Annotated in this window: 20 protein-coding genes; 9 read left to right on the plus strand and 11 right to left on the minus strand. The window is 45.4% G+C overall.

From position 1 onward, the window contains the following. Nucleotides 1-431 precede the first annotated feature (431 nt). The 4 genes from P5674_RS14390 (at nt 432) to P5674_RS14405 (ending at nt 4,943) form a co-directional block, all read left to right on the plus strand. On the plus strand, nt 432-716 hold the full coding sequence (locus P5674_RS14390; RefSeq protein WP_014275677.1) for a zinc ribbon domain-containing protein: 285 nt from the start codon (nt 432-434) through the stop codon (nt 714-716). A 123-nt stretch (nt 717-839) separates the two neighbouring features. Further along, on the plus strand, nt 840-1,706 hold the full coding sequence (gene btpA / locus P5674_RS14395; protein WP_006616631.1) for a photosystem I biogenesis protein BtpA: 867 nt from the start codon (nt 840-842) through the stop codon (nt 1,704-1,706). Between the two features lie 22 nt (nt 1,707-1,728). Continuing rightward, complete coding sequence (locus P5674_RS14400) at nt 1,729-2,649, plus strand: vitamin K epoxide reductase family protein (protein ID WP_006616632.1); 921 nt, start codon at nt 1,729-1,731, stop codon at nt 2,647-2,649. A 104-nt stretch (nt 2,650-2,753) separates the two neighbouring features. Then, complete coding sequence (locus tag P5674_RS14405) at nt 2,754-4,943, plus strand: CHASE2 domain-containing protein (RefSeq protein WP_152088377.1); 2,190 nt, start codon at nt 2,754-2,756, stop codon at nt 4,941-4,943. A 556-nt stretch (nt 4,944-5,499) separates the two neighbouring features. Here the strand turns inward: P5674_RS14405 and aat are convergent. Next, nucleotides 5,500-6,111 carry a leucyl/phenylalanyl-tRNA--protein transferase gene (gene aat / locus P5674_RS14410; protein WP_014275678.1) on the minus strand — a complete coding sequence of 204 codons (612 nt, stop codon included), beginning with the start codon at nt 6,109-6,111 and terminating at the stop codon, nt 5,500-5,502. 62 nt (nt 6,112-6,173) lie between these two features. Here aat and P5674_RS14415 point away from each other — a divergent pair, with 62 nt between their 5' ends. Beyond that, the gene (locus P5674_RS14415) at nt 6,174-6,653 is read left to right on the plus strand and encodes a hypothetical protein (RefSeq protein WP_006617916.1); all 480 of its coding nucleotides are present in this window, start codon (nt 6,174-6,176) and stop codon (nt 6,651-6,653) included. A gap of 31 nt (nt 6,654-6,684) precedes the next feature. Then, on the plus strand, nt 6,685-7,014 hold the full coding sequence (locus P5674_RS14420) for a hypothetical protein (protein WP_006617915.1): 330 nt from the start codon (nt 6,685-6,687) through the stop codon (nt 7,012-7,014). A 53-nt stretch (nt 7,015-7,067) separates the two neighbouring features. On the opposite strand, the gene rpsN is transcribed toward P5674_RS14420, so the two are convergent. From rpsN to rseP, 3 genes are read right to left on the minus strand one after another with little or no spacing between them, the layout of a single operon-like run. After that, entirely contained in the window at nt 7,068-7,370 is a 303-nt protein-coding gene (rpsN, locus tag P5674_RS14425; protein ID WP_006617914.1) for a 30S ribosomal protein S14, read from the minus strand. A 41-nt stretch (nt 7,371-7,411) separates the two neighbouring features. Next, nucleotides 7,412-8,065: an endonuclease III gene (nth, locus tag P5674_RS14430; RefSeq protein WP_006617913.1), complete on the minus strand. Its 654-nt coding sequence runs from the start codon at nt 8,063-8,065 to the stop codon at nt 7,412-7,414. A gap of 13 nt (nt 8,066-8,078) precedes the next feature. Then, nucleotides 8,079-9,179: an RIP metalloprotease RseP gene (gene rseP / locus P5674_RS14435; protein WP_006617912.1), complete on the minus strand. Its 1,101-nt coding sequence runs from the start codon at nt 9,177-9,179 to the stop codon at nt 8,079-8,081. 79 nt (nt 9,180-9,258) lie between these two features. Between rseP and P5674_RS14440 the strand changes: the two genes are divergently transcribed. Then, on the plus strand, nt 9,259-10,074 hold the full coding sequence (locus tag P5674_RS14440; protein ID WP_014275679.1) for an HAD-IIB family hydrolase: 816 nt from the start codon (nt 9,259-9,261) through the stop codon (nt 10,072-10,074). Here the strand turns inward: P5674_RS14440 and P5674_RS14445 are convergent. The 4 genes from P5674_RS14445 to P5674_RS14460 are packed head-to-tail and all read right to left on the minus strand — an operon-like array spanning nt 9,986 to nt 13,803. Continuing rightward, on the minus strand, nt 9,986-11,206 hold the full coding sequence (locus tag P5674_RS14445; RefSeq protein ID WP_014275680.1) for a DNA cytosine methyltransferase: 1,221 nt from the start codon (nt 11,204-11,206) through the stop codon (nt 9,986-9,988). The genes P5674_RS14440 and P5674_RS14445 overlap by 89 nt on opposite strands. Before the next feature lie 47 nt (nt 11,207-11,253). Further along, nucleotides 11,254-12,393, minus strand: coding sequence for a beta-ketoacyl-ACP synthase (locus P5674_RS14450; RefSeq protein ID WP_006617909.1), 1,140 nt, complete (start codon nt 12,391-12,393; stop codon nt 11,254-11,256). A 47-nt stretch (nt 12,394-12,440) separates the two neighbouring features. Beyond that, nucleotides 12,441-13,220: a peptidylprolyl isomerase gene (locus P5674_RS14455; RefSeq protein ID WP_014275682.1), complete on the minus strand. Its 780-nt coding sequence runs from the start codon at nt 13,218-13,220 to the stop codon at nt 12,441-12,443. A 10-nt stretch (nt 13,221-13,230) separates the two neighbouring features. Next, complete coding sequence (locus tag P5674_RS14460) at nt 13,231-13,803, minus strand: photosystem I assembly protein Ycf4 (RefSeq protein ID WP_006617907.1); 573 nt, start codon at nt 13,801-13,803, stop codon at nt 13,231-13,233. Nucleotides 13,804-13,907: 104 nt separating this feature from the next. Between P5674_RS14460 and psbD the strand changes: the two genes are divergently transcribed. Together psbD and psbC are read left to right on the plus strand one after the other, a co-directional pair. Continuing rightward, entirely contained in the window at nt 13,908-14,966 is a 1,059-nt protein-coding gene (psbD, locus tag P5674_RS14465) for a photosystem II D2 protein (photosystem q(a) protein) (protein ID WP_006620420.1), read from the plus strand. Then, the gene (gene psbC / locus P5674_RS14470) at nt 14,950-16,332 is read left to right on the plus strand and encodes a photosystem II reaction center protein CP43 (protein WP_006617905.1); all 1,383 of its coding nucleotides are present in this window, start codon (nt 14,950-14,952) and stop codon (nt 16,330-16,332) included. Before psbD ends, psbC begins: the two co-directional genes overlap by 17 nt. 116 nt (nt 16,333-16,448) lie before the next feature. On the opposite strand, the gene ppk1 is transcribed toward psbC, so the two are convergent. The 3 genes from ppk1 to dnaK all read right to left on the minus strand — a co-directional run bounded on the left by ppk1 (nt 16,449) and on the right by dnaK (nt 21,383). Continuing rightward, the gene (gene ppk1, locus P5674_RS14475; protein ID WP_006617904.1) at nt 16,449-18,608 is read right to left on the minus strand and encodes a polyphosphate kinase 1; all 2,160 of its coding nucleotides are present in this window, start codon (nt 18,606-18,608) and stop codon (nt 16,449-16,451) included. Between the two features lie 280 nt (nt 18,609-18,888). Beyond that, nucleotides 18,889-19,365, minus strand: a complete 477-nt coding sequence (locus P5674_RS14480) for a DUF4112 domain-containing protein (protein ID WP_434475127.1) — start codon at nt 19,363-19,365, stop codon at nt 18,889-18,891. Between the two features lie 104 nt (nt 19,366-19,469). Further along, the gene (gene dnaK / locus P5674_RS14485; protein ID WP_006617135.1) at nt 19,470-21,383 is read right to left on the minus strand and encodes a molecular chaperone DnaK; all 1,914 of its coding nucleotides are present in this window, start codon (nt 21,381-21,383) and stop codon (nt 19,470-19,472) included. Between the last annotated feature and the right edge of the window lie 8 nt (nt 21,384-21,391).

Here is a 21,391-nt window from a genome sequence, read left to right on the forward strand (position 1 = left end):
TCTCGATTCTGGTGTTGGGTTACACCTCGGAGCCTTCCGTTCCCCGCTTCAATCCCAGGATTGTGGGTCCTGAAACTAGGAGTGGCTATCGCCGTTACCCTCACCTCTGTTTCGTTACGTTTCCGTTATGTTAAGAATTGTTACGAATTGTTACAGATTATGTTAACCTGGGGTTCCCTGCCGGGTTTTGGTATCGTATGATACCAAACGTCGGGACATATAAACAGTTATGGGGTCGGTCAGAGGCGAGCCTCTTATATTCAACCAAGGGGTTGAAGCCCCACCAGATAGCTATTTCAGGCATTACCGCCTTATTTCGTATCTGAACGTCTCGCACCACCAAGTATAAACTAATATTTTTGCCCAAGTTTGAAGTGAAAAATCTGGTCAAGAGAGGAAAACGACGCTTGGCCACGAAAACGGGACGCGCCATGGTGACATGGGCTCATTACCGTTTTCAGACTTTGTTGAAGCATCAAGCAGCTAAGTATGGCTGTGTTGTAGTAGACGTAACGAAAGAGTACACCAGCAAAACCTGTTCAAAATGTGGTCACATTCACACCCAACTAGGAGGCAACAAACAATTTGTTTGCCCTAATTGTGGTCATAGGATAGGACGTGATATTAATGGAGCCTTTAACATTCTGCCCTTGGCTTTGAGAGATACCTCCACTAATGGCGTGATTACCTCATTCCAGATGGTGCCATACTCATAAACTTCCGGCTATTGCCAGATTTTTCCTGGTTAAATGTATCTGTCAAAAACACCGTAGCAGTTGTATGCTAAAAGTTTCGGCCGGTAAGGGGCTGATCACATTTTGGCGGTTTAAGGTAAATCTGTGGACTTAAATCAAATTTTTAACACTGAAAATCCCATCATTGGAGTAGTGCATCTGCTGCCGCTTCCCACCTCCCCTCGATGGGGTGGGGATATCAAAGCAGTAATCGATCGCGCTGAACAAGAAGCAACTGCCCTCGCCTCCGGGGGTGTACATGGTATAATTGTCGAGAACTTTTTTGATTCTCCCTTTGCTAAAGATAAGGTAGATCCAGCGGTGGTCAGCGCCATGACCATGATTATCCAACGGCTGATGAATCTAGTTACAGTCCCCCTGGGAGTCAATGTCTTGCGAAATGACGGTGAAAGCGCTTTGGCGATCGCATCCTGTGTAGGAGCCCAATTCATTCGTGTCAACGTCTTAAACGGCGTGATGGCTACCGACCAGGGAATAATTGAAGGCAATGCTCACCGACTCCTGCGCTATCGTCGAGAATTAGGAAGCGATGTTAAAATATTGGCAGATGTCCTAGTCAAACATGGCCGACCTCTGGGTTCTCCCAATCTGACAACAGCAGTTAAGGAAACCACAGAACGAGCCTTAGCTGATGGAATTATTCTATCAGGCTGGTCTACTGGTAGTCCCCCTAGTCTGGAAGACCTGGAACTAGCGCGGACTGCAGCGGGTGATACTCCCGTATTTATCGGCAGTGGGGCTGATTATGAAAATATTTCTACCCTCATTAAAGCTGCTGATGGCGTGATTGTTGCCAGTTCCCTTAAACGACATGGCCGCATTAGTCAACCTATTGATCCCAGTCGCGTTAGTCAGTTTGTCGAGGCTATGGGGCGTGGTTTACAGCCAGGAACAACAGACCCCTGGACACTTAAACCACAGTCGGAACTACCTAGTAAACTGAAACCCTAATCAGAAACTGAAAACATTTCCTATGGTTAGCAGTCCTTCTACTCCCTGGATTTATCGCCACTCTCGTCTAATTATTCTCACCATCGCTATTATAGGGGCGATCGAAACTGCCTATTTAACTGCGATTAAACTCTTGGGGGGAGTGGCTGTCTGTCCTACCCAAGGATGTCATGAAGTTCTCAATAGTCCATTAGCCACCGTGGCGGGGATACCCATTAGCCTATTTGGGTTTTTAGCCTATTTCACTATGGCAAGTCTAGCCGCTACTCCCTGGCTGGTCAATCCCTCCAGTCAAAAAAACCTACGGACTAAATTAGAAGCCGCTACCTGGTGGATTATGTTTAGTTTGGCTACCGCTATGGCGGTTATGAGTGGCTTTTTGATGTATCTGCTGGCCTTTGAACTGCAAGCCTTTTGTCCCTACTGTGTGGCTTCTGCGATTTTCTCCATTAGTCTCTTTGTCCTGACTATGGTGGGGCGATTTTGGGATGATTTCGGACAACAGCTTTTAGTTGGGGTGGCTGTGACTATGGTGGCTTTGGTCACTCTCCTGGGGGTTTATGATGCACAACCTACCTCAGCCACTCCACCGCCTACCCTCGTCAGCCGTCAGATTACTACTAATTCAGGCGCGGCGGAAATATCCCTCGCTACCCATCTTCAACAGATTGGCGCTCAAACTTTTGGTGCTTATTGGTGTCCCCATTGCTACGAACAAAAGCAGCTTTTTGGCCGTCAGGCTTTTGCTATACTAGATTATGTAGAGTGCGATCCACAGGGTCCTAACGCACGACCACAACTGTGTCAACAAGCTGGAATTAATGCTTATCCGACTTGGGAAATTAACCAAAAATTCTACCAGGGACGGTTATCTTTACAAAAACTGGCGGAGTTGTCTGGTTATGAAGACAGACAGGATTTTGCTAATTCTCCCTTTGATTAACTTTCACAGCTTCTGAGGTTGAGCGATCGCTCTCACCATAATTTTAACTGTCTATAATCAGGGTGGGTCTGAGTTCCATCACATTTGTAGGGATAAGCGATCGGATGTTCATAATCTTCCAGGGACTTGCTCAGTATCCTCAACAGGGTTTAACTTCCCTAAAATTATGGTTTTTGGAACGTAAGCACATCTGGATTACCTCTTCTGGAGTGGCGGCGGCGGTGCTTCTGGTCAGGTTTTTAGGACTTCTACAAACCTCGGAATTAGCTGTTTTTGATGTGTTAGTCCGGGCTCGTCCTCCAGAAACTCCAGAAGACCGGATTGTGATTATTGGTATTGATGAACAGGATTTAAGAGAGTATGGGTTTCCGGTTGCTGATGAGATTTTAGCTGATTTATTAGACATTATTAATGACGCAGAACCTAGGGCGATCGGTTTAGATTTATATCGGGGTATACCCATGGAACCCGGTCACGCTCAATTGACCGAAGCCTTAATAAATATCCCTAATTTAATTGGTATTGAACTACTGGAAACTCTCAAAGTTGCCGCCGTTCCACCTCCCCCGGCTTTGGCGGAAATAGGTATGATCGGATTTAATAACTTTGTCATTGACTCCGATGGTCGCGTTCGTCGCAATTTATTATATGCTGGTAATTCTGATGGTCAAACCCGACGTAGTTTTGCCCTTCAGTTGGCTTTAATAGAACTCAAATATCAAGGCATTTTTCCAATTTTAACTGATAATTCTGAAGTGGAATTTAATGGGGTAGTTTTTCCCAGATTTCAACCTAATGATGGCCCTTATGTCCGCGCTGATAATGGTGGTTATCAAGTATTAGCTAATTTTCGCAATCCCGCCGTAGGTTTTCAAACGGTTTCCCTCAGAGATGTCTTAAATGGAAATATCCCACCATCTCTATTTAACGATCGCATTGTCATGATTGGCTCTACGGCTTTTAGTGTTAAAGATTTTCATTTGACCCCCTACAGTAGCAGTCTATTTGAAGAACCTCGTTTTATTTATGGCGTGGAACTTCATGCTAATTTTCTCAGCCAAATTTTAACTACCGTCCTAGAAGACCGTCCCCTGATGTCTACTTGGTCAGAAACTGTAGAATGGCTATGGATTATCTTCTGGTCTTGGGTCGGTGCTAGTTTGTCCTGGAAACTGCGATCGCCCTATCGTTCCACATTAATGATTATTGTCATTGGCGGCGGTATCTTGACCGGCGCTTATCTACTGCTTTTAATGGGTTGGTGGATTCCGGTTGTACCACCTTTAATTACCCTGGGAGGTTCGGGAATTGTCGTCACCACTTACTTAGCACATATTCAAGAAGAATTTAAACGCTCAACCGATTTCCTTAATAGTATTATTAACACCATTCCTGACCCCATCTATGTCAAAACTAAAGACCATAAAAAAATGGTGGTTAATCAAGCCTATTCGCGATTGGTAGGGTTTCCAGCGGACATAATTTTGCAGAAAAGTGACCATGATTTATTCCCTCCCGCAGAGGCTAAGGTTTTTTATCAACAGGATGAACTGGCTTTTCAGACTAACTGGGAACAGGAAAATGAGGAAAAATTAACTGATGCTAGTGGCGTAACGCACTGGATTGCGACTAAGCGATCGCTTCATCAAGACGCAGCAGGTAATCTCTTTTTAGTTGGTATAATTCGCGATATTACCGAACGCAAAAAATCCGAAGAAACCCTCCGCAAACTAGCCGAACAGTTAGAAAAATATAACGCTGAACTCCAGCAAAGGGCTGACCATGACCCTCTCACAGGTTTACCCAATCGCCAACTATTTGAGGAACGCCTTACCCAAGCCTTAGTATGGGCTGATACTAATCAAAAATTCGTGGGGCTATTTTTTCTTGACCTTAACAATTTTAAACCTATTAACGACCAATACGGACACCATGTCGGCGATTTAGTGCTTAAACTGGTCGCCGAACGTTTGCGAGGCTGTTTACGCGCTAGTGACACCGTGAGTCGCCTTGGGGGTGATGAATTTACTGTCATCTTACCAGGAATCCCTAGCCATGCTGATGCGGTCAGGGTGGCGGAAAAAATCCTAGACCAGGTAACTCAAGAGTCAGAACTCAATGGCCATATTATTACCATTGGTGTGAGTATCGGAATTAGCCTCTATCCCCTCGATAGCCAAGATTATGAAACCTTAGTCCAAAAAGCTGATGCGGCTATGTATAGGGCTAAAAGCCGACATCAGAACTCCTATGAGTTGACCCCTCCTGTCGAACCCAATATCAGAGAATCTTGACTTGTATAAAAATACCTATTCCTGTATATTAGATGTTGAGGGTCTATATCTTAAAACTTAACAATTCTTTACAAAAGCTAGATCCGTGGCAGGATACCACTTTAGAGATTGTGTTTTGGCTCAGTAGCCCCTTGTAGGAAAATACATCCGTAAAATCACTGATATAATAAAAAGTAGACAGTAAAGGGAATCTATGAGCCGATAATCAGGCGATTGAGTTCACAGAGGTTATGTTCCATTATGAGATGCTTACTCAAATTTACAACTGTCTTAGTTTTAGTCGTCGGGTCTGTCTTCAGCATAACCACTGTCGCTGAGGCGAGAAGCTCGTCCATGGGTGACGAAGTTGTAACAGCCTGCAATAATCCCTTTAATGCTTCAGCCTGTCAAGCTCAAGATCCACCTGTTAATGATACTCCTAACTCAGGAGGCGGTGGGGGCGCTTATTAATAATTAATGGGATGAGGGCTGGTTCAGCCATCTGTGAGGTTTTCAGCCATTGGCGTACATCAGTTGTCAATGCTCCGGTCGTCATACCTATTTGCCGATTCTGAAGCTACTGGCTGTCATTAAAAGTCCGGGGTGAATTGTCGGCAAAAAAACATTTTCTTTTCAGGGCTTTTGACAATAACTGATTATATTGATTTTTACTGATAATAAAGGCTCCAAACCGCTCTAAATGAGGGTTAGTCATTTGGGCATCAAATAGGACAAAATCCCGTTTTCGCAGGTGTTCGACTAGCTTCACCATCGCCACTTTTGAACCGTTAGGAATATTAAAGAACATAGACTCGCCGATAAAAGCGCCGCCGATCGCAATTCCCAAAATCCCCCCAGCCAGGCGATCGCCCTCCCAGGTCTCGAAACTATAAGCCCATCCCTGGCTATTTAACAGTCGATAAATCCGCTTTAATTCCCCAGAAATCCAAGTATTTTCTCGGTCAGCGCAGCCTTGAATGACCGCCTCAAAATCCCGATTAATAGCAACTTGAAAGCGATTTTGATTAAGGAATCGTTGAAGCGATCGCGGATAGTGGAAGCGTTGATCTAGGGGAATCAAAGCCCGTTGGTGGCTGCTGTACCATCCTAGGGAGTCTTCCCCATCATTTGCCATCAAGAAATACCCTTGAGCATATCCTTCAATAATCGCCGATATATCATATTGCATATTACCAGAAATGTGATAGGATATTAAATTGGTCTATAATTAGTTTTTATCAAGTCAGTAATATGGTGAATAATCCTTCTTATCCGATGCTTGAGCATACTTTGAGTCAACTGTTAAACCAAACCGAAAAAGATTGGGGATATTTACGGATCCACAAAGTTGATAATGCTTACACTGTCAGAATGTGGGGTTCAACGGACACAATTTTACGGTTTCAGAGTAATGAAAATACTCGGTCCTATCGTCTATTTTGGTATCGTCGCCCCAAGCCGTCAGTATCAATTCAGAGTCGCACCACCACCAATAAAGTTTTAGACCCCAAAACCAAAACCTATAAGGTCAAGAAGTATAAAACCTATCAAGTGTGCTGCAAAATCGAGGCTAACCAGGTAGAATCATCGATTAACCGCATATTTGCGGAAATGGTGAGAGTTCACCTAGTAGCATTGATCGAAGCTAGAATAGAGCAACTGGACCGAGATGATCACACTGGGACAGAAAAAACCTTAGAGTCACCAGTTGTGACTGTCATTCAAAACTAACTGACGCAAACACACTAGAGATCATATGATTATGGCTGAACCGCCCAAACCGATTACCCTACCCCCTGTTGAAAATCCCCTACAGGAAGGGGAGTGGCTGAAAAAGACCTTACATGACTGGCTCGATCGCGAATTTATACCGGAAGCGGTGAACGCCGAAATAGCGGAACGCGCCTCACAGATTTTCGTGCGCCAGCGCATAGAGGGGGAAAACGACCTAGGCTGCTTAGTGATCGCCATTGTGACGGAAATGGAATCATTCGACTTTTCCAAAACCTTTTTTGGTGAGTTTGCGATCGCCAATGCCGTCAGCGATTTACTATTACAGAGTCTAGGATACGAGCGTTGCTGCGGTCAGTAGAGAGTGTTGATCGGGAATCGGGGAATCATCCCAACTCCCCACCGACACCGATCCTACCAGCTAGACTTAACCACACCGGGTAAAAGTCCCTGGTGAGCCATTTCTCGCAGTTGGTTGCGGCACAAGCCAAAATCGCGGTAATATCCCCTAGGCCGTCCGGTTACCCAGCATCGATTCCGTATACGAGTCCGAGAACTGTTGCGGGGTAGTTGCTGGATCTGGCGGTGAATAGTCATTTTTTCGACCTGAGAAGTCGCACTATTAAACTGTTCTTTCAGTTCTTGGCGCTTGTCGGAATATTTATCAACCAATTGTTTGCGCTTTTTATCGCGCTCGATCATGCTTTTTTTAGCCATTTTTAGAGTTAACGCCTCCTAATCAAGTTTAGATACTCCTACTAGCCGATCTGTGCTGATGGGCATAAATCTGACAATTGACAATTGTAACACGCCGGATTGCGGGCTGTACAGATCTCACGCCCATGATAAATCAATCTGATCGACCAATTTTCCCAATCTGGCTGAGGTAGAACCTGCATCAAATCCCGCTCAATGCGAACGGGGTCTTGATGCTGAGTCAATCCCAGCCGTTGACTGAGACGACGCACATGGGTATCAACAGTCACGCCCATATTAATCCCGTAAGCATTAGCCATGACCACATTAGCGGTTTTACGGGCTACTCCCGGTAATTCGAGCAATTGTTCCATGCGTTTAGGAACTTCCCCGCCGAATTTCTCAGTAATGATCCGGCTTGATTCTTTAATATGGCGAGCCTTGTTGCGATAAAATCCAGTCGATCGCACCAAAGTTTCCAACTCTTGCAAATCCGCCGTCCCCATAGAGAAAGCATCAGGAAAGCGCTTAAATAAAGCTGGTGTCACCTGATTAACCCGTTCATCAGTACATTGTGCTGAGAGGATAGTGGCTACCAATAGCTGTAAAGGTGTCTCATAGTTGAGAGTACAAGCGGCATCAGGATATAAACGCTTGAGGCGCACCAGAACTTCCAGGGCGCGATGTCGCAGTTTATGGTGTTCGTGGCTGCTCATATTTTCATCAATCCTACTGGAGTAGCGATCGCACCCAACTGAGATCGGTTAAATTGGCAGTATCCCGAATAATCAGGAAAATACCCAACCCCAACAACAACATCAATCCGGTTTGCATGACGCTTTCTTGTACCCGTTCGGGTAAAGGTTTACCCCGTAGGGCTTCAATCAGCAGAAACGCCAACTGACCGCCATCAAGAGCCGGAAGAGGGAGGATGTTAATTATAGCGAGGTTGATGCTAATTAGGGCCGCAAATTGGAATAAATTACTGGCATCGGAACGGGCTATATTAGCACCGATCGCCACAATAGCGACGGGACCGGAAAGTTGGGGAGCCGTTTCCCGAAAATTATTAATCAGTTGGGAAAACCCCGCCAAGGTCAAGTTAAAAATCCGCTGAAATTCCTCAGCACCTTTGACAAAGGCATCAATTATCCCATCAGCCTGATAACGGACGATTTCACCGTTAGGGCTCAGTTGTACTCCAATACGACCCTTACCATCGCCTCCCGGTTCTGGGGTAACTTCTACGGGGATAATGCGATCGCCCCGTTGAATTTCCATTTGTAGAGGTTGGTTAGGGTTAGACTGAATTACCTCAATCAAGTGGGTAATGGACTTCGACTCAGCTCCGAGTTGATCTCCATTCACCGATATGATTAGATCATTATCCTGAATCCCAGCTTTGGTCGCCGCTGAACTGACATCACTGGCTACAGAGGGGACTCGGACACCTGGTTGATAGTCAAAGTTGGGAACCCCAATCATTCCTACCTGAACCACTAATAACAAGTAGGCAAAAATCAAGTTAGCAATTACACCCGCACTGATTACGATCGCCCTATCTAAAATTGGTCGATTGCTCAACAGGTTTGGGTCATCTTTGGGGATTTCACTATCGGGATCTTCATCGGGAAAGCCGACAAAACCCCCCAAGGGAAACCCTCGCAGCGCATACTCGGTTTCTGGGCCTTGATATTTCCACAGAATTGGACCGAAGCCTATGGAGAATCGATTAACGTGGATATGTTGGAGTCGCGCCGCCATGAAGTGGCCAAGCTCATGAACGACGATTAAGATTCCAAGAACCGCGATCGCAGCCAAAACTGACATGAACAATTCCAAATATACTAACTACTAGGGTGATAATTCTGTCATTATATCACTGGTTTGGCTGTGTTGGGCTTGTGTTATGTTGCTAATTTTTACTGATTTAGACGGTACGTTACTAAATTCTGATGATTATGGCTACCATGGGGCGATAACGGCGATCGCAGACCTGCAACAACAACAGATCCCGATTATCCCCGTCACTAGCAAAACTCGGGCTGAGGTGGAGGTATTATCGACAGAAATCGGGTTGACAGATTCGTTTATTGTGGAAAACGGCAGTGCTATTTTTATTCCCAAACATCAAGATTATCTTGTTTCTGAGGAACTGAAAATTTCGGGAAAATACTATTTGATGCAGTTGGGATGTGTTTATGCACAAGTGCGCCAAGGTTTGCGAGAGTTGATGGCGGCGATTGGTGAAGAGTTGACGGGGTTCGGTGATTTGACTATTGCCGAGATTATGCAGTTAACGGGTTTGTCTACTCAGGAAGCACAACGGGCAAAAAATCGAGAGTTTACTGAGCCTTTTATTACTCCTAAAAATGTGGATGCGGACAGGTTAGCACATCACCTAAAAGCCTTGGGGTTTAATGTGGTGGTTGGCGATCGCTTTTCTCATTTAATTGGACAGACGGCGGGAAAAGGTGGCGCGGTTCAATGGCTGGTTAATCAATATCAACAGGTTAATAGGGGGGAAACTATTACGACTATTGGTTTGGGGAATAGTCCTAATGATTTGGCTATGTTGGAGGTGGTTGATATTCCGATTATTATACCAGGAATAAAAGGGGTACATCCGGGTTTGGCTAATCAAGGTTGGAAAGTGGCTCCTTTTCCCGGTTCTGTGGGTTGGGGGGTGGCTGTGGCTGAGGAGGTGAAAGGGTTAATATACTGAGATGATCTCGGTAGTTAATGGCTGATTCGGAATTGGCTAATTTGAGGCGATCGCTAAGGGAAAGTTTCTGTAATTCCTGATTTAATTTATATAAATCTACGGGTTTATATGAGTTTTTAAATAGTGGGATTAATGCTTTGACTAATGCTACCATACCATCAGGAGGAACCGCGTTTCCAATTTGACGACGAACTTCTGTTAAAGACCCTTCAAAGACAAAATCATCCGGGAAAGTCTGCAACCTAGCACGTTCCCGGTTAGTGAGCGATCGCAATTCTTGATAATGATAGCCCCAAGTTCCCCCACCACCCCCAGCGATAATAGTTGTGGAGGGTTGGTCTGGGTGGAGTCGTCGATATACATGACTAATCATTCCTTTAACATAGTATTCGCTATCTTTGGGAATATCTGTATAATTTCCCCCTGGTTTAATGCGTTTGATAATTTCGACGGTGCGAGGATGAATCCTCTGATGTTCATTATTATCAGTCACTTTTTCCACATCTTTTAAGGCTTGTTTAGCGGTGCGATAGGGATAAAGGCGATCGCTTCCATATTCCGGGAAGGGATGAATAAAATTAAAGCCTGTATCCATTCTTACCCCCACAATTAAGACCCTTTCACGATATTGGGGGACTCCATAATCCGCGAAATTGTAAAGTTTAGGCTTGACTAAATAACCCGGTTCTATGTTTTCAAAATCGGCAATTATTTTGGCAATAGCTTTATATTTATTGGCACTGAGTAAACCCTTGACATTTTCGGCAATGAATGCTTTAGGTTTGTGGTGGCGAATAAACTCTAAAAAGTAGGTATACAGATTTCCTCTGGTTCCCGTGAGTCCGGGACGTTTCCCAATCATGGAAAAATCTTGACAGGGAAAACCTCCCGTAATTAAGTCAGCTTTAGGAACCTTAGTAATATCAATTTCTTGAATGTTATTACAGGCGATCGTCTCCGAAATATTCCGCCTAAAAGTTCGACAAGCCGCCCCATTACAATCAATCGCCCACACCACTTCAAAACCCGCCCGATGAAATGGTAAATCCATTCCCCCACAACCAGAAAACAACGAAACCAACTTAGGTTTATCTTGCCATTTAATCCCATTTAAACTATCTAAAATTTGCATTTTATTGATATATATAAAACTCTGGGGATTTGGTTAATTAATAATCCCTAGATTAGTTGCGGGTTTTTACCTAAAGCGATCGCCACATTTTGTCCCCCAAATCCAAACCCTAAACATAGCACATTATTGACGACAGTTGACCGGGGAGTGGTGACTACATCTAGGTGAAATTCTAAATCCTGTAACCCTACACAAGGCGGTAAAAGTTGCTGTTCTAATGCCTTTAAACAAAAGGCGACCCCCAAAGCACCAGAAGCGCCTAAAGTGTGACCTGTTGCGCCTTTGGTGGAACTCACCGCTACACCATGGGGGAATAGTTGATTAATAATAAAGGCTTCGTGTTTATCATTTAAAATGGTAGCAGTTCCGTGGGCGTGAATATAATCAATATCAGTAGGATGAAGATGGCTGTGATTAAGGCTTCTTTGAATAGCAGCGATCGCACTTTTTCCCTCACCATCAGGCTTATTATGATAGCAGGCATCTACGGTGACACCAAAGCCTAAAATACTGCCATAAATTTTACCATGGCGACTATGGGCAAGTTCTGCTGACTCCAATACCAAAAGCGCCGCCCCTTCTCCCAAGGCTAAACCATCTCGCCGCCGAGAAAATGGGTAAGCAGACTCAGAGGCTAAAGCACCCATTTTCGCAAATCCGATTAAACTTAGGGGAGTAATGGGAGCCTCGATCGCCCCAACGATCACACGCTGACATTGTTGGGTTTTAATTAACTCAAATCCTTGAGCGATCGCCCACAGTCCCGTCGCACAAGCCGCCATAGGACTCAATACCGGACCCTCAGAGCCAATTATACCGGCGATCGTAGCGGCTAGTTGACCATGGAGAAAACCAGGGAATAATCCCAGACAACTGTCTGTAGTGTCCCTAGCCAGTCCTTCTAAATCGGCTTGGTAGCCACGAGAAGACCCAACTACTACCCCACAATCAGTTAAGGGAAATTCTAACCCGGCATCTGCTAAAGTATCAGCCACTGTCGGCTGAATTAGTGGCTGTAGGTGGCCCGGTTGGCTTCCCCACATTGCTAGAGGCGACGGGGGAAGTTCCCGGAAAGGTTGAGACAAGGCGATCGCCGTCTGACCCTTCATGATGGCTTCCCAAGTCTGGTTGAGAGCGCCGAAAGCCGAACGCAAACCTATTCCTGTCACCACAACATCCACAGCCACTGACCAACCTAGAAACTAAGTTTCTTGTTGCAAATCGTAACAATCTGCTAATTTTTGAGGTTTTCTAACCCCGTAATAATCTTAGCCGACTCAATGCGATCGCCCTGTTCAATTTGGTCTACAACCGCCATACCATCGACAACATAGCCAAAAACCGCATAATTGCCATCGAGGAAAGGCAAATCCGACAGAGCAAAATAGAACTGAGAAGAAGCAGAATCAGGTAATGCTGAACGAGCCATAGCTACCGCCCCCCGGGTATGGCTTAATACGGGAGCCACATTAATCTTAGCCTGATCAAAGGTTTTGCCATAAATAGGTTCATCCGCATTCCTCGGTTTAATTTCCAAGGGGATATAGCGCTGTTGGGAAGTCTCCGGGTCAATAAATCCCCCTGTACCTAACCGAGAAGTCGGAACAGTTTCATCCTTACTTTGGGGGTCGCCACCCTGAACCACAAAAGGTTGTGGGTCGCGCACGACACGATGAAAAGACACCCCATCATAAACCCCACGATTAACGAGATCTACAAAATTTCCCGCCGTAATTGGGGCGGCTTCGCCGTCCACTTCAATAGTAATCGGCGATCCGTTAACCGTCATGACAATAGTTGCCTTTCCTTCGAGTCTTGATAAATTACTCATTATGCTTGAATTATTAGTTGCAGAAATCGAAGCAGCCCTTTGACTGCTGCCGGGTGGCGTGGTATTTTGGGCATCCATGGAGTCCCCAGTTGATGGGCTGCCACAGCCAGTTACCATAACCAGCGCTACCAGAGACAAAAGCCACAGCCACCCTCTAATCATTGTGAGTAGTCTATTTTTCATCTAGCTGATGTTAAAGTCCCTCCAGGGGAACCTGTAGAAACTTAGCGAGTTGGGCCCCATCATTTTCTAGGTCAGATAAAGCCATAGGCTGGCCTACCCTGGTTAAAGGAATTTCCCGCCTATCCTTTAATTTTAGATACAAGGCGCGACGGGGGCTAAGTCCTTCTTTGATATCTACCCGAATAGATTGGACTTGGGAACGATTGCAGTTGAACTCAACCCGGCGGTTCTTGCCAGGAAACCCCCAACGAAAAATCTGGATTTCCCCAGTTTCCTGGTCAAATTTATTATAACCGCCACCAAGATCCCAGATAACGACTAGCCATAGGTATGTCGCTAATAATATGGCAGCAGTGCCATACAGTCCCATGACCAGCCCCTGGGGTAGAAAAATTAATTGGGAGGGGTCAGCAAAGGGTAACAGGTTCTTGCCTAAATAGCTGGAAAGCCCAGCCAGCAGAAAACCTACCCCGCCAACAGTGATTGTGGTCGCCCAAAAGTAGTTACTGAAGCGACGCGAACCTAAGATTTGCTTTTCAAGAATGCGATCGCCCATAGCGGCCTTTTCTGTCTGTGTGTTCATAAAAATCTCATAAACCTTTGCCAAAAATGTTAACTGTAATATATATTTATGTTAACTTGCTTAATAAAGCATGATCCTTAAAAAATCCCGAGGAACGTTCTCAAATGACTATAGCAGTCGAGCGCCCTCAAGTCACCAGAGGATGGTTTGATGTCCTCGATGACTGGCTGAAGCGCGATCGGTTCGTATTTGTGGGATGGTCGGGTATCCTGCTTTTCCCCTGCGCCTATCTGTCGATTGGGGGATGGTTGACAGGAACCACCTTTGTTACCTCTTGGTACACCCACGGACTCGCCAGTTCCTACCTAGAAGGTTGCAACTTCCTGACCGCTGCCGTCAGCACCCCCGCCAACAGTTTGGGCCACTCCCTACTGTTCCTGTGGGGTCCCGAAGCTCAGTGGGACTTTACCCGCTGGTGCCAATTAGGGGGTTTATGGGCTTTTGTTGCCCTGCACGGAGCTTTCGCACTGATTGGGTTCTGCCTGCGTCAGTTAGAAATCGCCCGGTTGGTTGGCATTCGTCCTTATAATGCGATCGCTTTCACCGGCCCTATTGCCGTGTTCGTGAGCGTATTCTTAATGTACCCCTTGGGTCAGTCCGGGTGGTTCTTTGCTCCCAGCTTTGGGGTGGCAGGCATCTTCCGGTTTATCCTATTTTTCCAAGGATTCCATAACTGGACTCTCAACCCCTTCCACATGATGGGAGTTGCTGGCATCCTCGGTGGTGCGCTACTATGTGCTATTCATGGTGCTACAGTAGAAAACACCCTGTTTGAAGACGGAGAAGGTTCTAACACCTTCCGAGCCTTTGAACCCACCCAAGCGGAAGAAACCTATTCCATGGTGACAGCCAACCGCTTTTGGTCTCAAATTTTCGGTATTGCTTTTTCAAACAAACGTTGGTTACACTTCTTCATGCTGTTCGTTCCCGTAACAGGCCTGTGGATGTGTTCCATCGGTGTAGTGGGTCTAGCTGTAAACCTGCGGGCTTATGACTTCGTGTCACAAGAACTGCGCGCAGCAGAAGATCCTGAGTTTGAAACCTTCTATACTAAGAACATTCTGCTCAACGAGGGTATTCGCGCTTGGATGGCTCCAGCCGATCAACCTCATCAAAACTTTGTATTCCCTGAGGAGGTATTACCGCGTGGTAACGCTCTCTAGCAATTCTTACTTAGGCGGTCGCGACCAAGAATCCACAGGGTTCGCTTGGTGGTCTGGTAACGCTCGTTTAATCAATCTTTCTGGAAAACTGCTGGGCGCTCATGTAGCCCATGCTGGACTAATCGTATTCTGGGCTGGGGCAATGACCCTGTTTGAAGTGTCCCACTTCGTTCCCGAAAAGCCCATGTACGAGCAAGGTCTGATTCTGTTGCCTCACTTGGCTACCCAAGGTTGGGGTGTCGGCGCTGGTGGTGAAGTGATTAACACTTTCCCCTACTTCGTCGTCGGCGTACTACACTTGATCTCCTCTGCAGTTCTCGGCTTAGGTGGCATTTATCACGCTGTTCGTGGTCCTGAAGTCCTGGAAGAATATTCCTCCTTCTTCGGATACGACTGGAAAGATAAAAACCAAATGACCAACATCATCGGTTATCACCTGATTCTGTTGGGCTGCGGTGCCCTTTTACTCGTATTCAAAGCCATGTTCCTTGGCGGTGTCTACGATACTTGGGCTCCTGGTGGTGGTGACGTTCGTATCATCAACAATCCTACCCTCAACCCGTTGGTAATCTTTGGCTACCTGCTGAAAGCTCCCTTCGGTGGTGAAGGTTGGATGATTGGTGTAGACAACATGGAAGATATCATCGGCGGTCATATCTGGATCGGTCTGATCTGCATCGCTGGTGGTGTTTGGCACATCTTGACTAAGCCCTTTGGTTGGGCTCGTCGTGCCTTCATCTGGTCTGGAGAAGCCTATCTATCCTACAGCCTCGGTGCTTTGTCTCTGATGGCTTTCATTGCCTCCGCTTTCGTCTGGTTTAACAACACCGCTTATCCCAGCGAATTCTATGGCCCCACTAACGCTGAAGCATCCCAAGCTCAGTCCTTTGTGTTCCTAGTTCGTGACCAAAAACTCGGTGCTAACATCGGTTCCGCCCAAGGCCCCACTGGTCTGGGTAAATACCTGATGCGCTCCCCCACTGGTGAAATCATCTTCGGTGGTGAAACCATGCGTTTCTGGGACTTCAAAGGCCCCTGGCTTGAGCCTCTGCGTGGACCTAACGGCCTTGACCTGAACAAACTCAAAAATGACATTCAGCCTTGGCAAGTACGTCGCGCTGCTGAGTACATGACCCATGCTCCTAACGGTTCTATCAACTCCGTAGGCGGTATCATTACCGAAGCTCAAGGGTTCAACTACGTTAACCCCCGTGCTTGGCTGGCTGCTTCTCACTTTATTCTCGCTTTCTTCTTCCTGATTGGTCACTTGTGGCACGCAGGTCGCGCCCGCGCTGCTGTGGCTGGCTTTGAAAAAGGAATTGATCGCGAGACTGAGCCAGTTCTCGCTATGCCTGACCTAGACTAATTCAGTCTCCTTAATTCTCCCTTGATAACAGGGGGAATTGGAGATTGATTTCTTAACAGTTACGACAATTTACCCCACCTATAAACGGTGGGGTTTTTTTGCCCTTTGATGGGACTTTATTTCCCCGTTTCCGCAGTTTCCATAAAAATTGTTTGGGCGCTTAGTTGAGGAGCCTTATCAGCCGGTTGACGCTGAATATAAATCCCGTCTGACTGTAAATCCCAAGCATGACGATTATCTGATAGCATAATCCCTAGGATTTCCTGTAAATCTTTGGCAAGTTTCGGTTCTTCCACGGGTGCGATCGCCTCTACTCGTCGGTTCAAATTTCTTGGCATCCAATCTGCTGAACCAATATAAACCTCCTCCTCACCATTATTGTGGAAATAGAAAATCCGAGAGTGTTCCAGAAATCGCCCCACAATACTAATTACATTGATATTTTCACTAATTCCTTTCACCCCCGGACGTAAACAACAAATCCCTCGCACAATTAAATCAATCGTTACTCCCGCCATGGAAGCCTCATAAAGAGTAGCAATTATTTCCGGGTCAACTAAAGAATTCATCTTCGCCACAATTCGCCCCGTCTTCCCGGCGTTACAGTTGTCAATTTCTCGGCGAATTAAACCCAAAAAGCGATCGCGCATATTCACAGGCGCAATCAGCAATTTCCGATAGGACTGTTGGCGAGAATACCCAGTCAAGAAATTAAACAAATCCGTTAAATCCTCTCCCAACTCTTCCCGACAACTAAACAACCCCAAATCTGTATAAAGTTTCGCCGTTTTGGGGTTATAGTTTCCCGTACCAATATGAACATAACGGCGGATATGACCTTCTTCATGGCGCACAACCATCACAATTTTGGTATGGGTTTTTAACCCCACCACCCCATAAACCACATGAACTCCCCGCTGTTCTAACTTCCGCGCCCAATGAATATTATTTTCCTCATCAAATCGCGCCTTTAACTCCACTAAAGCCGCCACCTGTTTACCATTCTCCGCCGCCGCAATCAGAGCATTAATAATTGGCGAATCCCCAGAAGTTCGGTACAAAGTCATCTTAATCGCCAATACATTCGGATCATCCGCCGCCTGGGTAATAAACTGCTGTACTGTTGCTGAAAAAGATTGATAAGGATGATGCACCAATACATCACCCTGTCGAATAATCGCAAAAATATCCTTTTCCAGTTCACCATTACTCGAACAGGTAGTTTCATCACTATCAGCTAACCATTTGGGTAGAGCCGGAGTCCAATCAGCATCTTTTAACTCCGGTATAGGAAGGGATATAAACGACATCAAATCTTTCAGGTCTAGCAGTCCATCTAAGCTATAAATATCCTCTGGAGCTATTTCTAGTTCCTCCATTAGCATATCTCTGATATACTGGGGCATGGCGGTATTTACTTCTAATCTCACCACAGAACCGCCTAAACGCCGCTTCCTTAACTCCTGTTCAATTGCTAGTAATAAATCATCCCCTTCATCCTCCTGAACCGATAAATCCGCATCCCGGGTAATTCGGAAAGGATAGTAATCCAGAATATTCATTCCCAGAAATAGAGATTCCAAATTATGAGCAATTAGCTGTTCAATCGGAACTCCCGCCCAAAAATAACTCTCGCCTTCTTCGGGTTTATGGGATTGGTTGGGAAGTGCAATAAATCTAGGTAATAGTTTCGGGACTTTAATTCTAGCTAATAAATCTTCGTTAGTTTCGGGATTTTTTAGCACCACCACTAGATTAAGACTGAGGTTAGATAAGTAGGGAAAAGGATGGCTTCTATCAATGGCTAACGGAGTGAGAACTGGGAAAATTTGTGACTCGAAATACTCGTGTAAATAGTTACGCTGTTCCTGATTTAAGTCGATGTAGTTTAGTAGGTGAATATTATGTTGGGCGAGTTCAGCTTTGATAGTTTTATCGAAAACATTATGTTGCTCAGATACCATGGGTAGCAACTTTTCGTGAATTTCTGTAAGCTGCTGTCTGGGAGTGCTACCGTCAGGGGTAAGTTTATTAACATGGGCTTCCATTTGTCGTTTTAACCCGGCTACCCTCACCATAAAAAATTCGTCTAAATTGGAACTAAATATTGCCATAAATTTTAGACGCTCTAATAGTGGCGTGCGAGAATCTAATGCTTCCGCTAGTACCCGGCGGTTAAATTCTAACCAACTAAGTTCTCGGTTAAAAAAGTATTGAGGGTCCCTCATGTCAATTTTGACAGATGTGGAGTTGTCGGTTTTTTTAGATTTTGCCATAATCTCAAATTCATCCTGGGAGTCAGGGAAACAGGTGATTGATTGGATAATACCTGAATCGGGTAACAGTTAATACATACTATAGGAAGTTTAACACTGAAAAGTATAGATAAGCTGTACCTGGTCTTTCCTTACCACAGGGAACAGCCAACTCCCTAATTATTCTGGCAGTTACTATATGTTAAATTTTGGTTAAGTATGATTAAAGCGATCGCCCTTTGATATATAATCCTGCTTTATCCAGAATTTCTGCCCATATATCTAGGTAATTCCACATTATTTAACCTGTTATAGCCAGGATAATTATTAATACCAAAATTAGGATTAGTATGCTGAATAACACCGCCGTAAATATCAGGCAACCCTTACCCCTAAAATCCCCATCTGAATAGTTGTTAATATTGGTTATATCTTCCTCTTCAGAATCCATTAAATAGGATTCTAAAATATCGACATTTTTAACATTGGCTTTCCAAAGGACATCAAATAAATCACCAAATATAGGCACAGTTCCTAACACCGTATCTATAACAATATTGTATGTCATAATCAGCAATAATTTCTTAGGTAGACCTAATTGGAAAGACCTAAACACAATATATCCAGCTAATACCGCTCCCAATAAATCACCACCACCGGGAATTAATCCGATGAGAGGATCTAAACCAATACCTTGGGAAGTTCCCGGAATCCGAATAGCTCGATCTAAAAAATCACTAAATTGTCTGAGTTCTCGTAATGCGATCGCTTTTTTCAAAGAACCTCCTCGACAAATTCCCAAAAAAATAGAGGGATATTAATATAATACCCTCTATCAGTGAATCCGAGTCTAATTATGTGCAATACCCAACCTTAACTAACTTATTTAGCCTCGGTAAAGTCCGCATCAATCACATCATCAGAACCGCCGCCGTCACCATCATTGGGACCCGCACCCGGTCCAGGCCCTTCAGCACCCGGCGCTGCGCCACCAGCTTGCTGATATAGATTACTGCTGAGAGTATATAGCGCCTGTTGCAGATCAGTAGTCAAGGTTTTAATCTGATCATCATTTTCTTGAGCGATCGCATCCCGCAAGTCCTTAATCATAGCCTCAATCTTAGACTTATCCTCAGCCGGAACCTTATCACCCAGTTCCGAAATTTGCTTTTCAGCCTGATAAGCCAAAGTATCAGCCTGGTTCTTACGGTCAATACGTTCGCGGCGTTCACGGTCGGTGGCTGCATTCTTTTCAGCTTCCTTAACCATACGTTCAACTTCCGTATCCGGTAAAGTAGAAGCACCAGTAATGCTGATAGATTGTTCCTTACCAGTACCCTTATCCTTAGCGGTAACATTCAAGATACCATTGGCATCAATATCAAAAGTTACCTCAATTTGAGGAACACCACGGGGAGCCGGAGGAATCCCATCTAGGCGGAAAGTTCCCAAACTCTTGTTATCATTGGACATTTCCCGTTCACCCTGGAGAACGTGAATCTCCACATTAGTCTGACCATCAACTGCAGTTGAGAACACCTCAGACTTCTTAGTAGGAATCGTCGTATTACGGGGAATAATCTTAGTCATCACACCGCCCAGAGTTTCCACACCCAGAGACAGAGGGGTAACATCTAGCAGCAGAATATCCTTAACCTCACCAGCCAGAACACCCGCTTGAATTGCCGCACCCACAGCCACCACTTCATCAGGGTTGACCGTTTGGTTAGGTTCCTTACCCAGAACCCGTTTAACCAACTCCTTAACCGCCGGAATACGAGTAGACCCGCCCACCATTACCACTTCATTAATAGCAGACTTATCCAGTTTCGCATCCCGGATCGCATTTTCCACAGGAATACGACAGCGGTCAATTAAATCAGAGCAGATTTCCTCAAACTTAGCGCGGGTCAGGGTCATATCCAAATGTTTAGGACCATCGCTAGTCGCCGTAATAAACGGCAAGTTAATTTCAGCTTGGGTAACGCTAGATAGTTCCTGCTTCGCTTTTTCCGACGCTTCTGTTAGCCGTTGTAGCGCCTGTTTATCCTTACGCAGATCAACGCCTTCTCCTTTCATGAACTCCCCAGCGAGGTAGTCCACTATTTTCTTGTCGAAGTCATCACCACCCAGGTGAGTATCACCAGAGGTAGCCAATACCTCAAATACCCCATCACCCACTTCTAGGATGGAAACATCAAAAGTACCACCCCCAAGGTCAAAGACTAAAATAGTCTCATTGCTTTTTTTATCCATCCCATAGGCTAGGGAAGCAGCCGTAGGCTCGTTAATAATCCGCTTAACTTCAATACCAGCAATTTTACCAGCATCCTTAGTCGCTTGGCGTTGAGAGTCATTAAAGTAAGCCGGAACAGTGATTACAGCTTCCGTTACCGTTTCCCCTAGATAGGTACTAGCATCTTCTACCAGTTTGCGTAGTACCTGGGCGGAAATTTCCTCTGGCGCAAATTGTCTATCTCGTGCCGGACAGTCTAGCTTAACGTTGCCGCTACTGTCTCTGAGAACCTTGTAAGAAACTTCTGTAGACTCATTACTAACTTCTTCCTGCTTACGGCCAATGAACCGTTTTACTGAATAGAATGTGTTGTCGGGGTTCATTACCGCTTGGCGCTTGGCGATTTGTCCCACTAGCTGATCGCCATTTTTAGCATAAGCAACTACTGACGGGGTGGTGCGAAGACCCTCAGCATTAGCGATTACAGTGGGTTTACCACCTTCCATTACCGCTACACAAGAGTTTGTGGTTCCTAAGTCAATTCCAACTACCTTTCCCATATTGGTGT

The sequence above is a fragment of the Limnospira sp. PMC 289.06 genome (assembly GCF_032350395.1).
GTDB lineage: Bacteria > Cyanobacteriota > Cyanobacteriia > Cyanobacteriales > Microcoleaceae > Limnospira > Limnospira platensis.

Bases quoted from the DNA above. Each gene is read 5' to 3' on its own strand.
- P5674_RS14440 (WP_014275679.1), top strand. From the start codon at position 9,259: ATGTTGCTAATTTTTACTGATTTAGACGGTACGTTACTAAATTCTGAT.
- P5674_RS14405 (WP_152088377.1), top strand. From the start codon at position 2,754: ATGTTCATAATCTTCCAGGGACTTGCTCAGTATCCTCAACAGGGTTTA.
- P5674_RS14420 (WP_006617915.1), top strand. From the start codon at position 6,685: ATGGCTGAACCGCCCAAACCGATTACCCTACCCCCTGTTGAAAATCCC.
- P5674_RS14390 (WP_014275677.1), top strand. From the start codon at position 432: ATGGTGACATGGGCTCATTACCGTTTTCAGACTTTGTTGAAGCATCAA.
- ppk1 (WP_006617904.1), bottom strand. From the start codon at position 18,608: ATGGCAAAATCTAAAAAAACCGACAACTCCACATCTGTCAAAATTGAC.
- P5674_RS14415 (WP_006617916.1), top strand. From the start codon at position 6,174: ATGGTGAATAATCCTTCTTATCCGATGCTTGAGCATACTTTGAGTCAA.
- P5674_RS14455 (WP_014275682.1), bottom strand. From the start codon at position 13,220: ATGAAAAATAGACTACTCACAATGATTAGAGGGTGGCTGTGGCTTTTG.
- aat (WP_014275678.1), bottom strand. From the start codon at position 6,111: ATGCAATATGATATATCGGCGATTATTGAAGGATATGCTCAAGGGTAT.
- rseP (WP_006617912.1), bottom strand. From the start codon at position 9,179: ATGTCAGTTTTGGCTGCGATCGCGGTTCTTGGAATCTTAATCGTCGTT.
- dnaK (WP_006617135.1), bottom strand. From the start codon at position 21,383: ATGGGAAAGGTAGTTGGAATTGACTTAGGAACCACAAACTCTTGTGTA.
- rpsN (WP_006617914.1), bottom strand. From the start codon at position 7,370: ATGGCTAAAAAAAGCATGATCGAGCGCGATAAAAAGCGCAAACAATTG.
- P5674_RS14445 (WP_014275680.1), bottom strand. From the start codon at position 11,206: ATGCAAATTTTAGATAGTTTAAATGGGATTAAATGGCAAGATAAACCT.
- nth (WP_006617913.1), bottom strand. From the start codon at position 8,065: ATGAGCAGCCACGAACACCATAAACTGCGACATCGCGCCCTGGAAGTT.
- psbD (WP_006620420.1), top strand. From the start codon at position 13,908: ATGACTATAGCAGTCGAGCGCCCTCAAGTCACCAGAGGATGGTTTGAT.
- P5674_RS14400 (WP_006616632.1), top strand. From the start codon at position 1,729: ATGGTTAGCAGTCCTTCTACTCCCTGGATTTATCGCCACTCTCGTCTA.
- P5674_RS14460 (WP_006617907.1), bottom strand. From the start codon at position 13,803: ATGAACACACAGACAGAAAAGGCCGCTATGGGCGATCGCATTCTTGAA.